Genomic DNA, 19183 nt, shown 5'->3' on the forward strand with positions numbered 1-19183 from the left:
GCTGGGCCGCATGGGGTTCGCGGACGTGGCGAGGGAACTGCTCCTCGTCGCGCCCGCGGACTTCGTCGCCGAGCGGACGGCTCGTCAGCGGGCGGTCCGGAAGGACGACCGTGCCCTCGCGACGGCGATCGGCGGCCTCCGGAAGCCGGCGCCGGCCGCCTGGGTCATCGACCTGCTGGCGCACGAGGGCGCACTGGACGAGGCCGTCGACCTCGGACCCGCCATCCGCCAGGCACAGGCGGACGCCGACCCGACCGTCATCCGGAAGCTCCGGCGTCAGCGAGCGGGCGTGGTCGACGCGCTCACGCAGGCCGGTGCCGACCTCGCGTCCGATGCCGGGCACCCGGTGACACCGGCCGTGCTCGACCAGGTGCGGGCGACGATCGAGGCCGCGATGGCGGACCCGCACGCCGGTGCCGCGGTGCGCTCCGGGCTCCTCGTCCGCGCGCTCGAGAGCGCCGGGTTCGACGACGTGGACCTCGACGGGGCGCTCGCCGATCCCGATGCGGTGCCCGATGCGTGGTCGGGGAGCGGCGCGGCGCCGATCCCCATCACGGAGGGGAGACGCGCGGCGGAGACGACCCGCGCCCCCCGGAAACCCGACCGCAAGCCCGAACGCAAGCCGGGCCACAAGCCCGAACGTAAGCCGGACCGCGAGCCGGACCGCGAGCCGGACCGCGAGCCCGAGCCTGCCCGGGACTCCTCACGCGAGACCGACCCGGCCGCCGAACGCCGCGCAGCGCGCGAGGCCGAGACGGCCGCACGGACGGACTCCCGCGACGCCGACGCCGCACTCGACGCGGCCGAGGACGCCCTCGCGACCGCCGAGGCCCGCCGGACCGACCTCGAACGCCAGCTCGCCGACGCCACGGCCGAGGTCACGCGACTCGGGCACGCCCGTGACGATGCCGAGACCACGAGCGACCGAGCCCGCGAAATCCTCGCGGCCGCCCAGCAACACCGACGCGAGGTCGGCCGCTGACCACTGGCCGAGCCTCATCCACTCGGATGAAAGCCGCCTCCAGCGCTCGCTCCCCGCCGGACACCGCCCCTACGCTCGGCCGCATGCGCTTCTTCCTCCGTCGCCGTGCACGGCACCTCGTCGCCCCGATCGCCGGGGCCGTCTACCTCGTGCTGTGGCTCGTCGCCGAGGCCAGCCGCACGGACGCCGACCACGTCGTCGTCCTCGTCGCCTTCGCGGTCGCGATCGGGCTCGCGGCCTGGATGCCGGCGACCGCGCTCGGGATGATCGCCGGTGTGCCACTGCTGCAGGCGCTGCGGCTGCTCGCGCGCCCCGATGCGACGGTCTGGCCCGAGTACCTCGCGATCGCGATCGTCGCCGGCATCGTGGGGGCGGGACGCTCCGACCTCCTGCGGTGGCTCGCGATCCCGGCGCTCGGCGTCGGCAGCGCTGCCGCTGCCTGGGCGATGGTGGTCGCCTCCGCGGCGGACCAGGACGTGTGGGCGACCTGGACGGGGTCCACCGCGGGCACCCGCTCGGACCTGGTGTTCCTCGCGCTGACCATCGCCGGCGGCAGCGGGATCGCCTGGGCGGTCGGCGTGGCGATCGGAGCGACGTGGCGGATCGGCCTCGCCCGGGTCCGCACGGCGCGGGCCGAGCACGAGACCGAGGTGACGAGCGCCGAGTTGCGGGCCGAGCAGGAGCGCGCGCGGATCGCCCGGGACGTGCACGACTCGCTGGCCCACTCGCTCGCCGTCGTGGTGTCGCAGGCGCAGGGGGCGGCGGCGATCGCGGTGCGGGACGAGCACGCTTCCCGGGCACTGCAGGACATCGCCGAGGTCAGTCGTTCCGCACTCGGCGACGTCCGGGCACTCGTCGAGCGGATCCAGGGCGCCGGACCCGACGCGCCGCACGGGCTGACGGATCTGCCCGACCTCGTCGCCGACATGCGCGAGCTCGGTATGGACGCCGTCCTCGAGGAGCACGGCGAGCCCGGTTTCCTCGCTCCGGCCGCGCAGGGCGCCGTGCACCGGATCGTGCAGGAGAGCCTGACCAACGCGCTCAAGCACCAGGGACGCACGGCGACCGTCCGGGTCGTCCTCGACTGGCGGGGCCCCGGGCTCGGCGTGGTCGTCACGTCGACGGGGGCGGTCCCGCTCGTCGTCGCGGACGGTCGCGGTTCCGGCATCGCGGGGATGCAGGAGCGGGCCCGACTGGTCGGCGGGTGGCTGCGGGCCGGGGCCGGCGACGAGGAGCACGAGTTCGTCGTCACCGCGTGGTTGCCCGTGGCGGTCGTCGGCGAGCTGGAGGCGGCCCGGTGACCCCGGTCCGCGTGGCGGTCGCCGACGACCAACGACTCTTCGCGTCGGGCATGCAGATGCTCCTGGACGCACAGCCCGACATGACCTGCGTGGGGACCGCGGGGGACGGTGCCGCGGCCCTGGAATTGTGCGCGTCCGTGCAGCCCGACGTCCTCCTGCTCGACCTGCGCATGCCGGTGCTGAACGGCATCGAGACGCTCGCCCGGCTGGCTGCGACCGGCGAGAACCGGCCCCGGGTGGTCGCCCTCACCACGATCCGCCGCGACGACGCGGTGCTCGCCGCACTCCGGGGCGGGGCGGCGGCGTTCCTCACGAAGGACGCGCTCCCGGACGTCGTGACCGCCACGATCCGCGACGTGCACGAGGGGCGCCCGGCGCCGACCGAGGCCGAGGCGCTCGACCTCCTGCGCGCCCAGGGCGTGCCCGTCGAGACGCACCGACGTGACGAGGTCCTCGACGCCCTGACCGCCCGCGAGCGGGAGGTCTTCCTGCTCGTCGCGAAGGGGCTCAGCAACCAGGAGATCGCCGCTGCCGTGTTCCTCAGCGAGGCGACCGTGAAGTCCCACGTGCGCGCGGTGCTCACGAAGCTCGGACTCCGGAACCGCATCCAGGTCGTCATCACCGCACACGAACGCGGCCTCGTCCGCGCCTAGGGGAACCATGCGACTCACCATCCGTGCCGCGAAGACCGGCACCCTCGCCCTCGTGCTCGTCGGACTCGGCGCCGGCGTCGTGCACGCCCTCCCCGAACCGGCGGACCGAGCGATCGAGCCGACCGTCGAGCGGGACGTCGCCACGTGGGCGATGCCGTTGGACGGCTGGGTCCAGCCGGGGTCGGACAAGGCCTCCTACGGCGAGGACCTCGTCATGCAGCCGTGCCTGCGGAAGGCGGGCATCGACTTCCCGCCGCCGTGGGCGACCATCGACGGCCTCGAAGCGGCCTCGGATGCGGCGGAGCCCCCCGAGCGCGGCAACCCGGCCCCGGCGCTGTCGTCGACCCGCCCGCTCGACGAGGACACCGCGCGGACGCGGGGCTACCACGCGCCGTCGACCGTCGGCGCGAACCGGGACGGCCGCCGCGCGTGGGGTGACGACCCGGAGCGGAACGCCGCCTTCGCCGACGCCTCGCAGTCCGCCGTCACACGCTGTTTCCGCCAGGCCGAACGCACCGTCGGGACCGCCGACGCGGACGGCAGCGTGCAGAGCGCCTCGATGACCGCGAAGCGTCTGACGTTCCTCGCCGGGACGGCCGCGCGGAACGACGAGACGGTCGTGACGGCAGCGGCGCGCTGGCGGACGTGCATGGCGGACGCCGCCGTCGCCGACCTGCCCGGAGCGCCGAGCGAGATGCCCTCGCAGTCGATGCGGATGGACTACGGCACGAACCTGGTGTCGACGCCGGTGCAGGACGCCGAGGTCGCGATCGCCGAGCGGGACGTCGCCTGCCAGGACTCGTCGGGCTACCGCGAGGCGCTGTACGACGCCGAGTGGCAGCGGCTTCTGCACGTGACGGCCTCGGACGCCGCGGTCCTGCGCGCGGCGGAGCCCGATCAACGCGAGGTCGACCGGCACCTCGACGAGTTCATCCGCGACCTGGCACCGGCGGCGCCGTCCGACGTGGACTGACCAGTACTCTGCGAGCGGCCCCGGAGCCCACATCGTTACCCAACAGTTGTCGTTCTTGACGGACTGCGTTGGAGCGGTCTAATCTCGGGCACCATGCTTCGGGCCGGCGATGGTCCGCCGGGTCCGCCCCGACGACAGCACCGGGCGGCCCGGGTACAGGACTCGCATCATCGCCGACGCAGCACCCCACCCGCAGCCACTGCGCGGGCGAGGTGCTGCACGGCGCGCGGCGCACCCCGGAGACATGCCGCGATGCCGGGTCGAGCACTCCGGGGCCCCTCCAGGAGAGACGACACATGTCGGAACCCCGCACCGCCCGCACCACCACCCTCACGCCGCCGAACGGCGTCACCGCACCCGAGTCCGGCACCGCCGCACCACCGCCGGCCGCCGCCGTCCGCGAGGGACTCCTCGCCCGCCTCGGCATCCCGCACCCGCTGCGCTGGGGCTTCCTCGGCGTCCTGGTCTTCATGACCGGCGACGGCATCGAGTCGAACTTCATCTCCCCGCACATCGCGGCGGCGCTCGGCTCCGGCGGGGTCGACAGCGCCGCGATGGTGATCGGCCTCTACGGCGTCGCGGTCCTCGTCGCGTCGTACTTCGCCGGAGTGCTGTCCGAGCTCTGGGGCCCGCGCCGGGTGATGACCATCGGCGCCGTGCTCTGGGTCGTGTTCCAGGTCGCGTTCCTCGCGGCGCTGCCCACCGGGTCGGTCGGCCTCATCGCGCTGACGTACTTCCTGCGGGGCCTCGGCTTCCCGCTGTTCGCGTTCTCGTTCCTCTGCTGGGTGAACCACACGGTCGCCCGCGAGCGGAACGCGACCGCCGTCGGCTGGTTCTACGTCGTGTTCACCGGCGGCCTGCCGACGCTCGGCTCGCTCATCGCGATCGGCACCATCCCCGCGTTCGGCGGCGGCCACACCGGGGAGACCTGGTCGATGGCGCTGTCGCTGCTCCTCGTCGCGGTCGGCTGGGCGATCGTCCGGTTCGGCGTGCACGAGCCCACCGGCCTCGGTCGGATCGCGCCGCGCTCGCACTCCGCTGCCCGGGTGATCGCGAGCGGCATCGAGGTCTGCGTCAAGCGCCCGAAGGTCCTGCTCGCGGTCCTCATCCGGCTCGTGAACACCGCCCCGGAGTTCGGCATGTTCGTGATCATGCCCGCGATCATCGGCACGGAGCTCGGTTGGGGCCAGTCGAAGTGGCTGACGATGACCGTGATCGTCTACGCCGGCAACATCCTGTTCAACGCGTTCTTCGGCGCCCTCGGCGACCGCATCGGCTGGATCCGCACCGTGAAGTGGTTCGGCATCGGCGCCTCGGCGATCGGCCTGCTCGCGTGGTGGTACGTCCCGCACCTCGTGCCGGCCGGCTCCGAGTGGGGCTTCTGGCTGGCGACCGCCGCCGGCACCGTCTTCGGCATCATGCTCGCCGGGTTCACGCCGATGGGCGCGATCGTCCCTGCCTTCGCCGGCGAGGAGCGCCGTGGCGCCGCGATGGCCATGTACGCCACCGCAGCGGGTGGTGCGACGTTCCTCGGCAACGCCGTCGTCAGCGCCGTGCTGCCCTGGGGCGGCCCCGGCGGCGTCGTCTGGACGTTCGTCGGCCTCTACGTGCTCGCGTTCGTGGTGCTGTCCTTCCTCAAGGTGCCGGAGGGCGCCGAAGCGGCGGGCCACTGACGCGACCACCTGCGTCCTGGAGGCGCGGTGCGGGCCCGCACCGCGCCTCCAGGCCGCCTGCGCCGACGTCCAGGGCACGGTGCGACACGCCCGGATCGGTCCTGCTAGACTCGGTGACTGACTTCGGCGAGGGCCGCGCATGCGCGGCCGTGATCGACGCGGTGGGAGACCCGGCCCAGCTTGGGAACGTTCCTCACGCGTGCACGCGTTCGAGTTGCAACACCACAGACCCCCACGATGCCGGCACCCCGGTGTCGTCCCCGAGACCAGGAGACACCATGGCCGACTACACCAAGCTCGCAGCGGAAGTCCGCACCAAGTTCGGCAAGGGCGCTGCTCGCAAGCTCCGTGCCGCCGACAAGATCCCCGCGGTCGTCTACGGCCACGGCACCGAGCCGAAGCACATCACGCTGCCCGGCCACGAGACCATGCTGCTCGTCCGTACCGCCAACGCGGTCGTCGACCTCGACATCGAGGGTGCGGCCCAGCTCGCCCTCGTCAAGGACGTTCAGCGTGACCCGGTGCGCCAGATCATCGAGCACATCGACCTCGTGGTCCTGCGCCGCGGCGAGAAGGTCACGGTCGACGTGCCCGTCGTCGTCGAGGGCGAGTCCTTCTCCGGCACCATCCACGTGCAGGACCTCAACACGGTCTCGCTCCTGGTGCTCGCCACCTCGATCCCCGAGCACGTCGTCGTCGACGTCGAGGGCCTCGAGGACGGCACGCAGATCCACGCCTCGCAGCTCCAGCTCCCCGAGGGCGCCGAGCTCGAGACCGACGCCGAGGCACTCGTCGTCGCGATCGTCACCCCGCGTGGCACCGCCGACGACGACGCCGCCGACGAGGCCGCTGCCGAGGCGGGCGCCGAGTCCGGCACCGAGGGCGGCTCCGCCCCGGCCGACTCCGAGTAACACCCCTCCACGGACATCTGGCCGACGCTGATGACAGGCAAGACGCTCGTCGTGGTCGGGCTCGGGAACCCCGGGCCCGGCTACGCGGGCAACCGTCACAACGTCGGCCAGATGGTCCTCGACGAACTCGCCGCTCGCATGGGCGCGACGTTCAAGAAGCACAAGACCCCGAACCAGGTCGCCGAGGGGCGCCTGGTTCCCGGGGGACCCCGCCTGGTGCTCGCCAAGCCCGGGTCGTTCATGAACACCTCGGGTGGCCCGGTCTCGAGCGTGCTCGGGTTCTACAGCGCCACCCCGGCCGACCTCGTCGTCGTGCACGACGAGCTGGACCTGCCGTTCGACACCGTCCGCCTGAAGGGCAGTGGCGGGCACGGCGGGCACAACGGCCTCCGCGACATCATCAAGGCAACGGGGACCAACGAGTTCACCCGCGTGCGGATCGGCATCGGCCGACCCCCCGGGCGCCAGGACCCCGCCGACTACGTGCTGCGTGACTTCTCGCCGACCGAGAAGAAGACGCTGCCGAACCTGCTGGCGGACGGCGCGGACGCGGTCGAGGCGATCGCGGACCTCGGGCTCCTCGCCGCGCAGCAGCGCGTGCACGCCCCGTCCTGAGCGGCGCTGCCCGGTGCCGTGCGTTCGCCGGTCGCGCACAGAGCGGCCGGTGTCAGTGGTGGCCGGTACCATCTCCTGAGTGACGATCTCGGGCATCATCCCTGCGCTCTCGCGCGCCTCCGCGTTCGATCGCGTCCTCCGCGCCGCACCCCGTGACGCCGACTTCTCGGTCGTCGACGGTCTGCGCGTGCCACTGCTCGGCGCCCTGCTGGCCGAACGCACCGGGCCACAGTGCGTCTTCGTGATCACGGCCACCGGGCGCGAGGCCGAGGCCGTCCGCGCATCGGTCGGCAGCTACCTCCCCGATGCCGAGGTCCTCGAGTTCCCCGCGTGGGAGACCCTGCCGCACGAACGGCTCAGCCCGAGCGCGCAGACCGTCGGCACGCGCATCGCGACCCTCCGGAAGCTCGCCGCGTGGCAGGACGCCCCCGTGGCCGAGCGCCGCACGACCGTGGTGGTGGCGAGCGTCCGGGCGGCGCTGCAGCCGATTGCGGGCAACCTCACCTCCCTCGCGCCGATCGCCCTCCGCACCGAGTCCCGCGGCAACGACCTCGGCACCATCGCCGGGCAGCTCGTGGACATGGCGTACGCCCGGGTGGACCTCGTCACCCGCCGCGGCGAGTTCGCCGTGCGCGGCGGCATCCTCGACGTCTTCCCGCCGACGGCCGACCACCCGGTCCGCGTCGACTTCTTCGGTGACGAGATCGAGGCGATCAAGGCCTTCTCCGTCGCCGACCAACGCACGACCGACGACGACCTCGGCTCCGTCGAGCTCACGGCCTCGCGCGAACTCCTGCTGAGCGACGACGTCCGGCAGCGGGCGCGCGAGATGCTGCACGAGTTCCCCAACCTCTCCCAGATGCTCGCGAAGATCGCCGAGGGGATCCCGGTCGAGGGCATGGAGTCCCTCGCCCCCGCGCTCGTGCAGGACCTCGTACCGGTCACGGACTACCTGCCGGACGACTCCGTCATCGCGGTGTTCTCGCCCGAGCGGGTGAGCGGCCGCGCGCACAGCCTCGCCGAGACGAACACCGAGTTCCTGCAGGCCGCCTGGAGCGCCGCGGTCGCGGGTGCACAGGCGCCGATCGACCTCGACGCCGGCAACTTCCTCACCGTCCAGCAGCTCAAGAACGGCCGCGGGCAGCGCACCTGGTGGACGGTCTCCCCGTTCGACTCCGGGCTGGACGAGGGCGACGCCGAGCGCGTGCTCACCGACGCCGAAGCCGTGGCCGAGGCGGGCGACTACATCCGCGTCCGGGCCGAGGCGATCCCGAGCTTCGCCGGCAGCGCGGACGGCGCGATCGCGCACGTGAAGCAGCTCACCGACGACGGGTGGGCCGTCGTGGTGACCGCCCAGGGCCAGGGGCTGGTCGAACGGGCGGTGCAGGTGCTCGCCGACGCGGGGGTCGCCGCCCGTGCTGAAACCGTCACCGCGCCTCCCGAGCCCGGCGTCGCCGTCGTCACGACCGCCACCGTCGAGCACGGCTTCGCCACCCCGGATCCGCGCATCGCGGTCCTCAGCGAGGCCGAGTTCTACGGCCGCAGCGTCCAGCAGGGCGCGCGCACCGTCAAGAAGCTCGCGAGCCGGCGGAAGAACGTCGTCGACCCGCTGCAGCTCAAGCCCGGCGATGTCGTCGTGCATGCCACGCACGGCATCGGGAAGTTCGTCGAGCTCGTCTCGCGCGAGGTGAGCTCCGGCGGCCGCAACGCGGTGAAGACCCAGCGCGAGTACCTCGTGCTCGAGTACGCGCCGTCGAAGCGCGGGTACCCGGGCGACAAGCTCTTCGTGCCCACCGACCAGCTCGACCAGCTCTCGCGGTACGTCGGGGGCGAGTCCCCGACCCTGTCGAAGATGGGCGGCTCGGACTGGGCCTCGGCGAAGTCGAAGGCGCGCAAGGCCGTCCGCGACATCGCCGTCGACCTCGTGAAGCTCTACTCCGCGCGGATGGCGTCGAAGGGGCACGCCTTCGGCCCGGACACCCCATGGCAGCGCGAGCTGGAAGAGGCGTTCCCGTTCGCCGAGACCGCCGACCAGCTCACCACCATCGACGAGATCAAGCGCGACATGGAGCGGCCGATCCCGATGGACCGCCTGCTCTCCGGCGACGTCGGCTACGGCAAGACCGAGGTCGCGATCCGTGCCGCGTTCAAGGCCGTGCAGGACGGCAAGCAGGTCGCGGTGCTCGTCCCCACGACGCTCCTCGTGCGCCAGCACATGGAGACCTTCCAGGAGCGCTTCGCCGGCTTCCCCGTGCACCTGCGCGCCCTCAGCCGGTTCCAGACCGAGAAGGAGTCGAAGGAGACGATCGCGGGCCTCGCCGACGGCACGGTCGACATCGTCATCGGCACCCACCGGATCCTGTCGCAGGGCATCCAGTTCAAGGACGTGGGCCTGGTCATCATCGACGAGGAACAGCGGTTCGGCGTCGAGCACAAGGACCAACTCAAGAAGCTCAAGACGAACGTCGACGTCCTGGCGATGTCCGCGACGCCGATCCCGCGCTCGCTCGAGATGGCCGTCACCGGCATCCGCGAGATGTCCACCCTCGCCACCCCACCCGAGGACCGCCACCCGATCCTCACCTTCGTCGGGCCGCAGTCCGACCTGCAGGTCGCCGCCGCCATCCGCCGCGAGCTCCTGCGCGAGGGGCAGGTGTTCTACGTGCACAACCGCGTGAAGGACATCCAGTCCGTCGCCGCGCACCTCGCCGAGATCGTCCCGGACGCCCGCATCGCCGTCGCGCACGGGCAGATGTCCGAGTCGACGCTCGAGCAGGTGATGGTCGACTTCTGGGAGCGCCGGTTCGACGTCCTCGTCTCGACCACCATCATCGAGACCGGCCTCGACATCGCGAACGCGAACACGCTCATCATCGACAAGGCGGACAAGTACGGGCTGTCGCAGCTGCACCAGCTGCGCGGTCGTGTCGGCCGAGGGCGTGAGCGCGGGTACGCGTACTTCCTCTACGACGCCGAGAAGCCCCTGTCCGAGACCGCGCAGGACCGCCTCGAGACCATCGCCGCGAACAACGAGCTCGGCGCGGGCATGCAGGTCGCCATGAAGGACCTCGAACTCCGCGGGGCGGGCAACCTGCTCGGCGGGGAGCAGTCCGGCCACATCGCGGGCGTCGGGTTCGACCTCTACCTGCGCATGATCGGCGAGGCCGTCTCGCAGTTCCGCGGGGACGTCGCCGAGGGGCAGACCGAGCTCCGGCTCGAGATCCCCGTCGACGCGCACATCCCGGACGACTACGTCGAGTCCGAGCGGCTCCGGCTCGAGGCGTACCAGAAGCTCTCCGCCGCCTCCGCCCCCGCGGCCCAGGCCGAGGGCATCGACATGGTCCTCGACGAGCTCACCGACCGGTACGGCCAGCCGCCGCAGGCCGTGCTCACCCTGGTCGAGGTCTCGCGCCTCCGCCGGATGGCGCAGCAGGTCGGGCTCTCCGACGTCGTCGTGATGGGGTCGAACCTGCGCGTCGCGGGCAAGGAGCTCGCCGACTCGGCGCAGGTGCGGCTCAAGCGGATGTTCCCGGGGGCCCGGTGGTTCCCGCAGCAGGACGCGGCGAGCATCCCGCTGCCGAAGCCGCACGGTGAGACCCTGCCGGACGCTGCGCTCATCCAGTGGGTGGAGAGCATCCTGACCGCCGTGTACGGGGCGTCGAAGGCGCCGGCGGAGACGCCGGCGGCGTAGTCGGGCGGGCTGGCGTCGCGCGCCTGCGTGGCGACGGTGCGCGCGCGGGCGGGCGCGTGCGGGCGTGCGCGCTGTTCGGTGCGGACTCGATGCGACGTTGTCGATGTCGTACGACAGCGACAACGTCGCCCGAGCGCGCGTGCAAGAGTGCGCGCGCGCAACGGACGACATCGTGGTCGTCGTACGACGGCGACGATGTCGTTCCGGGTCAGCACCCCGCGGGACTCGCACGGACCCGCGCGACCCCGCTACTCGGTCGCCTCGGCCTCGGAGAGCTCCCGCCGCGCCCGGTACCGCCGCGCCCGCAGGCTGACCACGACGGCGGAGGCCACGATCGCGATGCCCGAGCCGACGAGGACGGCGAGCACACCCTCGTCGAGGATCTCCTCGTTGCGGGCGAAGGCGAGCTCGTTCATGAGCAGCGAGACCGTGAACCCGATCCCGCCGAGCACCCCCACCGTGACGATCGACCAGAACGACAGCGTCGAGCGGCCGGGCGCCCGGAAGATCCGCGTCGCCACCGCCCCGAACAGCGTGATGCCGATCACCTTGCCGACCGGCAGCGCGAGCACCACCGCCCAGAAGGTCGGCGAGAGCTCCCCGATGCCGACGGCGGGCACCACCACCGCGGCCGACGCGAAGGCGAACACCGGCAGGACGATCGCGTTCGACCACGGCTCCACGTTGCCGTGCAGCGTGTGCCCGGGGCGGCGCGGTAGGACGAGCCCGAGCGCCACGCCCGCGATCGTCGCGTGCACGCCCGAGTGGTACACGAGCCACCACGTGAGGACACCGAGCACGACCATGCCCGCGATGACCCAGGCCTGGCCGGGACGCCCGGGGCGCAGGGCCTTGCCGAGCAGCCCGAAGAGCGCGAGCACGACGACGGCGCCGGCCAGCGCGAGGAAGTCGGTGTCGTGCGCGAACACGACGGCGATGATGATGATGGCGATGAGGTCGTCGAGCACCGCCAAGGCCAGCAGGAACACCCGGAGCGTCGAGGGCAGCCCGCGACCGAACATCGCCAGGACGCCGAGCGCGAAGGCGATGTCCGTCGCGGTCGGGATCGGCCACCCGTGCCCGTACGGCGTCCCCGTCGTCACGACGAGGTAGATGCCGGCCGGGACGAGCACCCCGCCGACCGCCGCGATGGCGGGGATGATCGCGGTCTTCGGGTTCGACAGCTCACCGGCGACGAGCTCGTGCTTCAGCTCGATCGCCACGAGCAGGAAGAACACCGCGAGCAGCCCGTCGCTGATCCAGTGCGACACCGAGAGGTCGAGTCCGACCGCACCCCACGGGGCGTGCACGTGCAGGAGGTGCTCGAGGCCGGGGCCGAGCGGCGAGTTCGCCACGACGAGCCCGAGGACCGCCGCGGTGAGGAGTGCGATGGCGCTGAAACGAGGGGAACGGACGATTGCCGGCATGGAGCTCCGTCGGAGAAGGGTCGGGTGGGAGATCGTCGACCAGACTTCCCGACACGCCACGTACAGCATACCGGCCGCCCTTCCGCGGCGTCCACCGTGTGCTGCGTGGCACGATGACCGCATGACCGCCGTCTCGGACCTCGTCACCGTCGTCGACCGCCTGCTCGACCCCGCCGGAGGGTGCGTCTGGAACCGCGCCCAGACCCATGCCTCGCTGGCGCGGTACGCGGTCGAGGAGTCGTACGAGCTCGTCGACGCGATCGACTCCGGGGATGACGACGAACTCCGCGAGGAGCTCGGCGACGTGCTCTACCAGGTGGTCCTCCACGCGGGACTTGCGGAGTCGTTCGACCTCGAGGACGTGGCCGCCGGCGCCCGGGACAAGATGGTGCGCCGGCACCCGCACGTGTTCGGGGACGAGCGGGCGGACACCGTGGAGGACGTCGTGCGGGTCTGGCGGGCGGCCAAGGCTGCGGAGAAGTCCTCGCGGCGGAGCGTCTTCGACGGGGTCCCCCGGGCGATGCCGCCGATGGAGCGGGCAGTGAAGCTGCTGGAACGCCTGGAGGAACGGGGGGACTCCGACGCGGTCGTCGCCTCCGTCGTCGCGGGGGCGGGCGCGGGGGCGCGGTCGGGAGGCGCGGGTGGCGTCCCGGACGCTGGTGCTGCGGGTGCGGGGGCGCGATCGAGGGCCGCGGGTGCGGTTCCGGACGCCGGTGCGGTTCCGGACACGGGTCCTGGTCGGGATGTGCGGGTGGAAGGCGCCGGTGGTGCCGTCGTGGACGCCGGGTGGGGGACCGCCGTGCTCGCGATGATCGCGGAGGCGCGTGGCACCGGGATCGACCCGATCTCCAGTCTGCGTGCCGCGGTCGTTGAGCTGGAGTCGGCCGGCCGCGTCGGAGAGTGAGGCGACCTGCCGCGCCTGAGCGGTGCGGGTGCGCGGTGCGAGTGCGGGTGCGCGGTGCTGGGGCCGCGGGCGAGGGAAGTGCGGGCGTCCTCCCAACCCGAAAAAAGGAGGACGCCCGCGAGCGGGCCGACGGCACCACCAGGGATGCGGTGCCGATGGAGCAGCCCACTCGAACCGCGGGGCACACTGCAGCACGTTGCCCACGCGATCGGTCCGTCGGATGGATCAGGCACCCGTCGAACCGAGGTTCTGGATGAAGAATATCAGCCGGTCGGAACGTGTGCAAGCCGGGGAGGTCGATCTGCCAGAATCGATCCATGGCTCCGACCGTGACGGCTCCCCGTGGCATGCGTGACTTCCTCCCGGCAGACAAGGCCCGGCGCGAGCACGTCCTGGGCGTGATCCGCGACGTGTACGCGCGCCACGGGTTCGACGAGATCGAGACCCCGGTCGTCGAGGACGCCGCCCGCCTGCACTCGGGCCTCGGCGGCGACAACGAGAAGCTCGCGTTCGCGGTCATGAAGCGCGGGCTCTCCACCGAGGACCTGCAACGCGCCGGTGCGCCGCTCGACCTCGCCGACCTCGGGCTGCGGTTCGACCTCACCGTGCCCCTCGCGCGCTTCTACGCCACGCACCGGGCCGAACTGCCGTCGGTGTTCCGGTCGGTGCAGATCGCCCCGGTCTGGCGTGCCGAACGCCCGCAGAAGGGGCGCTACCGGCAGTTCGTGCAGTGCGACATCGACATTCTCGGTGAGCCCGGGCAGCTCGCCGAGATCGAACTCATCCGGGCGACGACCGCTGCCCTCGACGCGCTCGGGATCCAGGGCACCACGATCCGGATCAACGACCGCCGGATCCTCCTCGCGCTCCTCGGGTCGTGGGGGATCACCGAGCCGACCGCCGCCGACCGTGCGCTCATCACGATCGACAAGCTCGACAAGATCGGGCCGGACGGCGTGGCGGCAGAACTCCGCGAGACCGTCGGCGTCGAGCTCCCCGGGCTCGAGGACACGATCCGCACGCTCGAGGCCGCCGACTGGGACGCCGTCGGGGGAGCCACGTGGCTCGACGCCGACGCGTTCGAGGACCTGCAGCGACTCCGTTCGGCGCTCCCGGGCGTCGACCTGCGCTTCGACCCGACACTCGTCCGTGGCATGGGCTACTACACGGGCACGATCTTCGAGGTCGCGCACCCCGACTTCGGCTACAGCCTCGGCGGTGGTGGGCGCTACGACGGCATGATCGGCCGGTTCCTCGGGCAGGACGTGCCCGCGGTCGGGTTCTCCCTCGGGTTCGAGCGGCTCGTCGACCTCGTCACGCTCCCCGAGTCCGCCGAGTCCGACGCCGTCGTGCTCGTGTACGACAAGGACGTCGACCCGGTCCGGCTCGCGGCGCTCAAGGCGGAAGCGCTCGAGGGGCACCGTCGTGTCCGGCTCGAGCGACGCACGAAGAACATGAAGAACCTGCTCGCGGGACTCGTCGCGCAGGGGTTCGACGCGTTCGCCTCCGTGGGTGCCGACACGCAGTCGCTCGAGGGTGTGGAGTTCCGCCCGCTGGCGTGAGTTCTCCACAGTCGCCCGTCATGCACGCCTCGTGTTCACCCGCGCCTCGCTAGGATCGACTCCGCAATCACCACAACCGAACGTGTAGGGAGTACCCCGTGGCCCAGATCGACGCCGTAGGCGCACGCGAAGTCCTCGATTCCCGAGGCAACCCGACGGTCGAGGTCGAGGTCCTGCTCGACGACGGGGTCGTCTCGCGCGCACTCGTCCCGTCCGGCGCCTCCACCGGTGCGTTCGAGGCGTACGAGCTCCGTGACGGCGACGCTTCCCGCTACGGCGGCAAGGGCGTCCTCAAGGCCGTCGACGCGGTCCTCGACGAGATCGGTCCGGCGCTCGAGGGCTTCGACGCGACCGACCAGCGCCTCGTCGACGCCGCGCTCATCGAGCTCGACGGCACCGAGAACAAGTCGCGCCTCGGTGCGAACGCGATCCTCGGCGCCTCGCTCGCCGTCGCACGCGCGGCCGCCGACTCGGCCGACCTGCCGCTGTTCCGCTACCTCGGCGGCCCGAACGCGCACACGCTGCCCGTCCCGCTCATGAACGTCGTCAACGGTGGCGCGCACGCCGACACCAACGTCGACATCCAGGAGTTCTTCCTCGTGCCCTACGGCGCCGAGTCCTTCTCCGAGGCGCTCCGCTGGGGCGTCGAGACCTACCACGCGCTCAAGGGCGAGCTGAAGAAGCAGGGCCTCGCGACCGGCCTGGGCGACGAGGGCGGCTTCGCCCCGGAGCTCGCGTCCAACCGCGCCGCGCTGGACTTCCTGCTCGCCGCGATCGAGAAGGCCGGCTTCACGCCGGGCAAGGACATCGCGCTCGGCCTCGACGTCGCCTCCACCGAGTTCTTCCACGACGGCAAGTACGCGTTCGAGGGCAAGCAGCTCTCCGGTGAGGAGTTCACGGCCTACTTCGCCGAGCTCGTCCGCGACTACCCGCTCGCCACGATCGAGGACCCGCTGGCCGAGGACGACTGGGCCGGCTGGTCGCACCTGACCGCCGAGCTCGGCGACAAGGTGCAGATCGTCGGTGACGACCTGTTCGTCACGAACCCGACGCGCCTGCAGCGGGGCATCGACGAGAAGGCCGCGAACTCGATCCTCGTCAAGGTGAACCAGATCGGCACCCTGACCGAGACGCTCGACGCCGTCTCCCTCGCGCAGCGCCACGGCATGACGGCGATCCTGTCGCACCGCTCCGGCGAGACCGAGGACACCACGATCGCGGACATCGCGGTCGCGGTCGACGGTGGCCAGATCAAGACCGGCGCCCCGGCCCGCTCGGACCGGGTCGCGAAGTACAACCAGCTGCTCCGCATCGAGGAAGAGCTCGGCGACGCCGCGGTCTACGCGGGCCGCTCGGCCTTCCCGCGCTCGGCTTCCCTGTAACCCAGCGCCTCTGCGAGACGCCGTCCTCCCTCGGGAGGGCGGCGTCTCGTCGTTCGGCCGCCGAGGTCGCACGACATGCCGCTCGCCGACCGTCGAGGTCGCACGAACTGCCGCTTCAGCCGGACGCGGGCGACCGATCGTGCGACCTCGGTGGAACGCCCGCCGCATATTGCGCGACCGCGTGCCGGGCGCTGGCAGCGTTCCGGGGGTGCGCCGCGCCTCCTGGATCGCCCGCTGAGAGGGCGCCGAACGGCCGCGTGCCGACCGCCAGCAGGCCCGCCGGCGGGTTATCGTCGGACCGTGCCCAGTCAGAAGCCCCGTGTCCGCCGCGTCCCCGTGGCGCTGCCCGAGGGCGGCTCGTCCGAGCAGCCGTGGTACCGCTCGATCCGGTTCTCCGGGTTCAGCCTGCTCATGCTGGCCATCATCGTGCTGTTCGTCGTCGTGCTCGCACCGTCACTCCGGACCCTGATCCAGCAGCAGGAGCAGATCGCCCAGCAGCAGCGCGAGGTCGCGAGCCAGAAGGCCGACGTCGCCCAGAAGAAGAAGGACGTCGCGCGCTGGGACGATCCCGCGTACATCGAGGCGCAGGCTCGGGACCGACTGCTCTACGTGTACCCCGGCGAGGAGAGTTACCTCGTGATGGGCAGCGAGAACCGGAAGGCCGAGTCGACGCCGACGACCGATTCCGGTACGCCCGTGAGCTCGACCGTGCAGACGCCGAAGGTCGACTGGGTGCAGGCGATGCTGTCGTCGGTGCTGACCTCGGGGCTCACCGACGAGACCACGCAGCAGCTCGTCGCTCCGGACGTCTCCGGCACCGGCGACACGAAGTAGGACGACGCGCGGGACTCCGGTAGGCTCACGTACCCGTGACGACCCCTCCCTTCGACCCGCCCTCCGAACGCGACATCCAGGTCGTCTCGGCGCAGCTCGGCCGACCGGCGCGTGACGTCATCGGGATCGCTGCTCGCTGCGTCTGTGGCAACCCCACCGTCGTGTCCACGAAGCCCCGGCTGTCGAACGGCACCCCGTTCCCGACGCTGTACTACCTGTGCCATCCCGCGGCCACCGCCGCGGTCAGCACCCTCGAGGCCAACCAGGTCATGCCCGAGCTGGCAGCCCTGCTCGAGGACCCGACCGTCGCCGAGCAGTACCGCGCGGCGCACGAGTCCTACCTCGCCGATCGCGAGTCGATCGAGCACGTCGACGAGATCGACGGCATCACCGCTGGTGGCATGCCCACCCGTGTGAAGTGCCTGCACGCCCTCGTCGGCCACGCCCTCGCCGCCGGACCCGGCGTCAACCCCATCGGCGACCTCGCGCTCGAGCGCGTGAGCTGGACGCCTGCCCGGTGTGAGTGCCGGGCGTATGATGAGGGAGCAGACGCCGGAGTCGGGGCGGGTGGCGGCGAATTCTGACCAGCCTCCCGGCAACCACCCCACTCCAAGGAGATCATCCACCGTGCCCAAGATCCTCGTCGTCGGCGGCGGTTACGCCGGCTTCTACACCGCCTGGAAGCTCGAGAAGCACCTTCGTCAGGGCGAAGCCGAGGTCGTCATGGTCGACCCGCTGCCGTACATGACGTACCAGCCGTTCCTCCCCGAGGTCGCCGCCGGTTCCATCGAGCCGCGTCACGCCGTCGTCTCCCACCGCCGTCACCTCAAGAAGACGCGCGTCGTCACCGCCAAGGTCACGAAGGTCGACCACGCCAGCAAGACGGCGACGATCACCCCGGCCGAGGGCGAGGCGTGGGAGGAGTCCTACGACCAGATCGTCATGACCGCGGGTGCGGTCTCGCGTACCTTCCCGATCCCGGGCGTCGCCGACGAGGCGATCGGCCTGAAGACGATCGAAGAGGCCGCGGCGATCCGCGACAAGATCCTCACGAACTTCCACAAGGCCGCGACCCTGCCGGCCGGCCCGGAGCGTGACCGCCTGCTGACCGTCGTCGTCGTCGGTGGTGGCTTCGCCGGCATCGAGGTGTTCGCCGAGCTCCGCTCGTTCGTCTCCGACCTGCTCAAGAGCTACCCCGAGCTGTCGTTCGACGACACGCACTTCCACCTCGTCGAGGCGATGGGCCGCATCATGCCCGAGGTGTCGCTCGAGACGTCGCACTGGGTGCTCAAGAACCTCGCGCAGCGCGGCGCCACGGTGCACCTCGAGACGCAGCTGGCCTCGGCGGTCGGCGGCGTCTGCGAGCTCAAGACCAACGACGGCGCGATCGAGAAGATCGAGTCCGACCTCATCATCTGGACCGCCGGTGTCATGGCGAACCCGATGGTCAAGGGCACCGACCTCCCGCTCGAGCAGCGTGGCCGCATCCGCGTGCAGCCCGACCTGCGCGTGGTCGACGACAACGGCGTGATCGCCGACGCGTGGGCCTGTGGTGACGTCGCGGCCGTGCCGGACCTCACCGGTGGTGGCGTCGGCGGGTTCTGCGTGCCGAACGCCCAGCACGCCGTCCGCCAGGCGAAGCAGCTCGCGAAGAACCTCGTCGCGACGATCCGCGGCGAGGCGACGACCGACTACAAGCACGAGAACCTCGGTGCCGTCGCCGGCCTCGGTCTCGGCATCGGCGTCTTCCAGTCCGGCAAGTTCGCCATGAAGGGCTTCCTGGCCTGGGGCGCCCACCGCGGCTACCACGGCCTGGCGATGCCGTCGTGGGAGCGCAAGTGGCGCGTCATCGGCGACTGGGTCGGTGGCTTCTTCCTCGGCCGCGACATCGCGTCGCTCGACGACCGCGAGACCCCGCGCGCCGCGTTCGAGGCGTTCGCGTCCCGTCCGAAGCCCGCAGCCGAGGCCCCCGCGGCACCGGTCGAGGCGTCGAAGCCGACCACCGCTCCGGAAGAGGGCAAGCCCGCCGGTGCCGCCGGTCCCGCGTACGGCGAGCCGGCGAAGGACGTCTCGAACGACGCCGAGCCGGTGAAGGCCGAGGCGGACGCCAAGTAGCGACACACTCCAGACGAGGCGGTCACCCCACGGGGTGGCCGCCTCGTCTTCGTCGGTAGGCTGTTGCGGCCCGCCCCCGTGGCCCAATCGGTAGAGGCATGCGACTTAAAATCGCCGAGTTGTGGGTTCGAGTCCCACCGGGGGTACGACGAGCGGCCGG

Annotated in this window: 15 protein-coding genes and 1 tRNA gene; 15 read left to right on the plus strand and 1 reads right to left on the minus strand. The window is 71.9% G+C overall.

The genetic code is table 11. The features are described from left to right. The first annotated feature begins 10 nt into the window (after positions 1 to 10). The 8 genes from J2X60_RS12565 (at position 11) to mfd (ending at position 10799) form a co-directional block, all read left to right on the plus strand. Positions 11 to 982 (plus strand): hypothetical protein, encoded by a 972-nt coding sequence (locus J2X60_RS12565; protein WP_309887893.1) that lies wholly within the window; start codon positions 11 to 13, stop codon positions 980 to 982. 83 nt (positions 983 to 1065) lie between these two features. Then, entirely contained in the window at positions 1066 to 2283 is a 1218-nt protein-coding gene (locus J2X60_RS12570; protein ID WP_309887895.1) for a histidine kinase, read from the plus strand. Then, the gene (locus J2X60_RS12575; RefSeq protein WP_309887897.1) at positions 2280 to 2936 is read left to right on the plus strand and encodes a response regulator transcription factor; all 657 of its coding nucleotides are present in this window, start codon (positions 2280 to 2282) and stop codon (positions 2934 to 2936) included. The genes J2X60_RS12570 and J2X60_RS12575 overlap by 4 nt, the downstream gene beginning before the upstream one ends. Positions 2937 to 2943: 7 nt before the next feature. Then, positions 2944 to 3909, plus strand: a complete 966-nt coding sequence (locus J2X60_RS12580) for a hypothetical protein (RefSeq protein ID WP_309887899.1) — start codon at positions 2944 to 2946, stop codon at positions 3907 to 3909. Positions 3910 to 4205: 296 nt separating this feature from the next. Continuing rightward, positions 4206 to 5582: an RbtT/DalT/CsbX family MFS transporter gene (locus tag J2X60_RS12585; protein WP_309887901.1), complete on the plus strand. Its 1377-nt coding sequence runs from the start codon at positions 4206 to 4208 to the stop codon at positions 5580 to 5582. 278 nt (positions 5583 to 5860) lie between these two features. Continuing rightward, on the plus strand, positions 5861 to 6493 hold the full coding sequence (locus tag J2X60_RS12590; protein WP_309778841.1) for a 50S ribosomal protein L25/general stress protein Ctc: 633 nt from the start codon (positions 5861 to 5863) through the stop codon (positions 6491 to 6493). 30 nt (positions 6494 to 6523) lie between these two features. Beyond that, a complete protein-coding gene (gene pth, locus J2X60_RS12595; protein ID WP_070416779.1) occupies positions 6524 to 7108 on the plus strand; it encodes an aminoacyl-tRNA hydrolase in 585 nt (194 codons plus the stop codon). Positions 7109 to 7187: 79 nt separating this feature from the next. Then, entirely contained in the window at positions 7188 to 10799 is a 3612-nt protein-coding gene (gene mfd, locus J2X60_RS12600; RefSeq protein WP_309887903.1) for a transcription-repair coupling factor, read from the plus strand. 248 nt (positions 10800 to 11047) lie between these two features. Here mfd and nhaA read toward each other — a convergent pair whose 3' ends face one another. Beyond that, positions 11048 to 12226 (minus strand): Na+/H+ antiporter NhaA, encoded by a 1179-nt coding sequence (gene nhaA / locus J2X60_RS12605; RefSeq protein WP_309887905.1) that lies wholly within the window; start codon positions 12224 to 12226, stop codon positions 11048 to 11050. A 121-nt stretch (positions 12227 to 12347) separates the two neighbouring features. Between nhaA and J2X60_RS12610 the strand changes: the two genes are divergently transcribed. From J2X60_RS12610 to J2X60_RS12640, 7 genes are all read left to right on the plus strand, one after another. Beyond that, on the plus strand, positions 12348 to 13130 hold the full coding sequence (locus tag J2X60_RS12610) for a MazG family protein (protein ID WP_309887907.1): 783 nt from the start codon (positions 12348 to 12350) through the stop codon (positions 13128 to 13130). A gap of 317 nt (positions 13131 to 13447) precedes the next feature. Next, positions 13448 to 14692 (plus strand): histidine--tRNA ligase, encoded by a 1245-nt coding sequence (hisS, locus tag J2X60_RS12615; protein ID WP_309887909.1) that lies wholly within the window; start codon positions 13448 to 13450, stop codon positions 14690 to 14692. A 98-nt stretch (positions 14693 to 14790) separates the two neighbouring features. After that, entirely contained in the window at positions 14791 to 16074 is a 1284-nt protein-coding gene (gene eno, locus J2X60_RS12620) for a phosphopyruvate hydratase (RefSeq protein WP_071294716.1), read from the plus strand. 300 nt (positions 16075 to 16374) lie between these two features. Next, the gene (locus tag J2X60_RS12625) at positions 16375 to 16908 is read left to right on the plus strand and encodes a septum formation initiator family protein (protein WP_070416773.1); all 534 of its coding nucleotides are present in this window, start codon (positions 16375 to 16377) and stop codon (positions 16906 to 16908) included. A gap of 35 nt (positions 16909 to 16943) precedes the next feature. Further along, positions 16944 to 17492 (plus strand): DUF501 domain-containing protein, encoded by a 549-nt coding sequence (locus J2X60_RS12630; protein WP_309887912.1) that lies wholly within the window; start codon positions 16944 to 16946, stop codon positions 17490 to 17492. Between the two features lie 43 nt (positions 17493 to 17535). Then, positions 17536 to 19023 (plus strand): NAD(P)/FAD-dependent oxidoreductase, encoded by a 1488-nt coding sequence (locus tag J2X60_RS12635; protein WP_070416771.1) that lies wholly within the window; start codon positions 17536 to 17538, stop codon positions 19021 to 19023. A gap of 72 nt (positions 19024 to 19095) precedes the next feature. After that, a tRNA-Leu gene (locus J2X60_RS12640) sits at positions 19096 to 19169 on the plus strand. Positions 19170 to 19183: the final 14 nt, after the last annotated feature.

It is taken from the genome of Curtobacterium sp. 320, from assembly GCF_031455235.1.
Taxonomy (GTDB): domain Bacteria; phylum Actinomycetota; class Actinomycetes; order Actinomycetales; family Microbacteriaceae; genus Curtobacterium.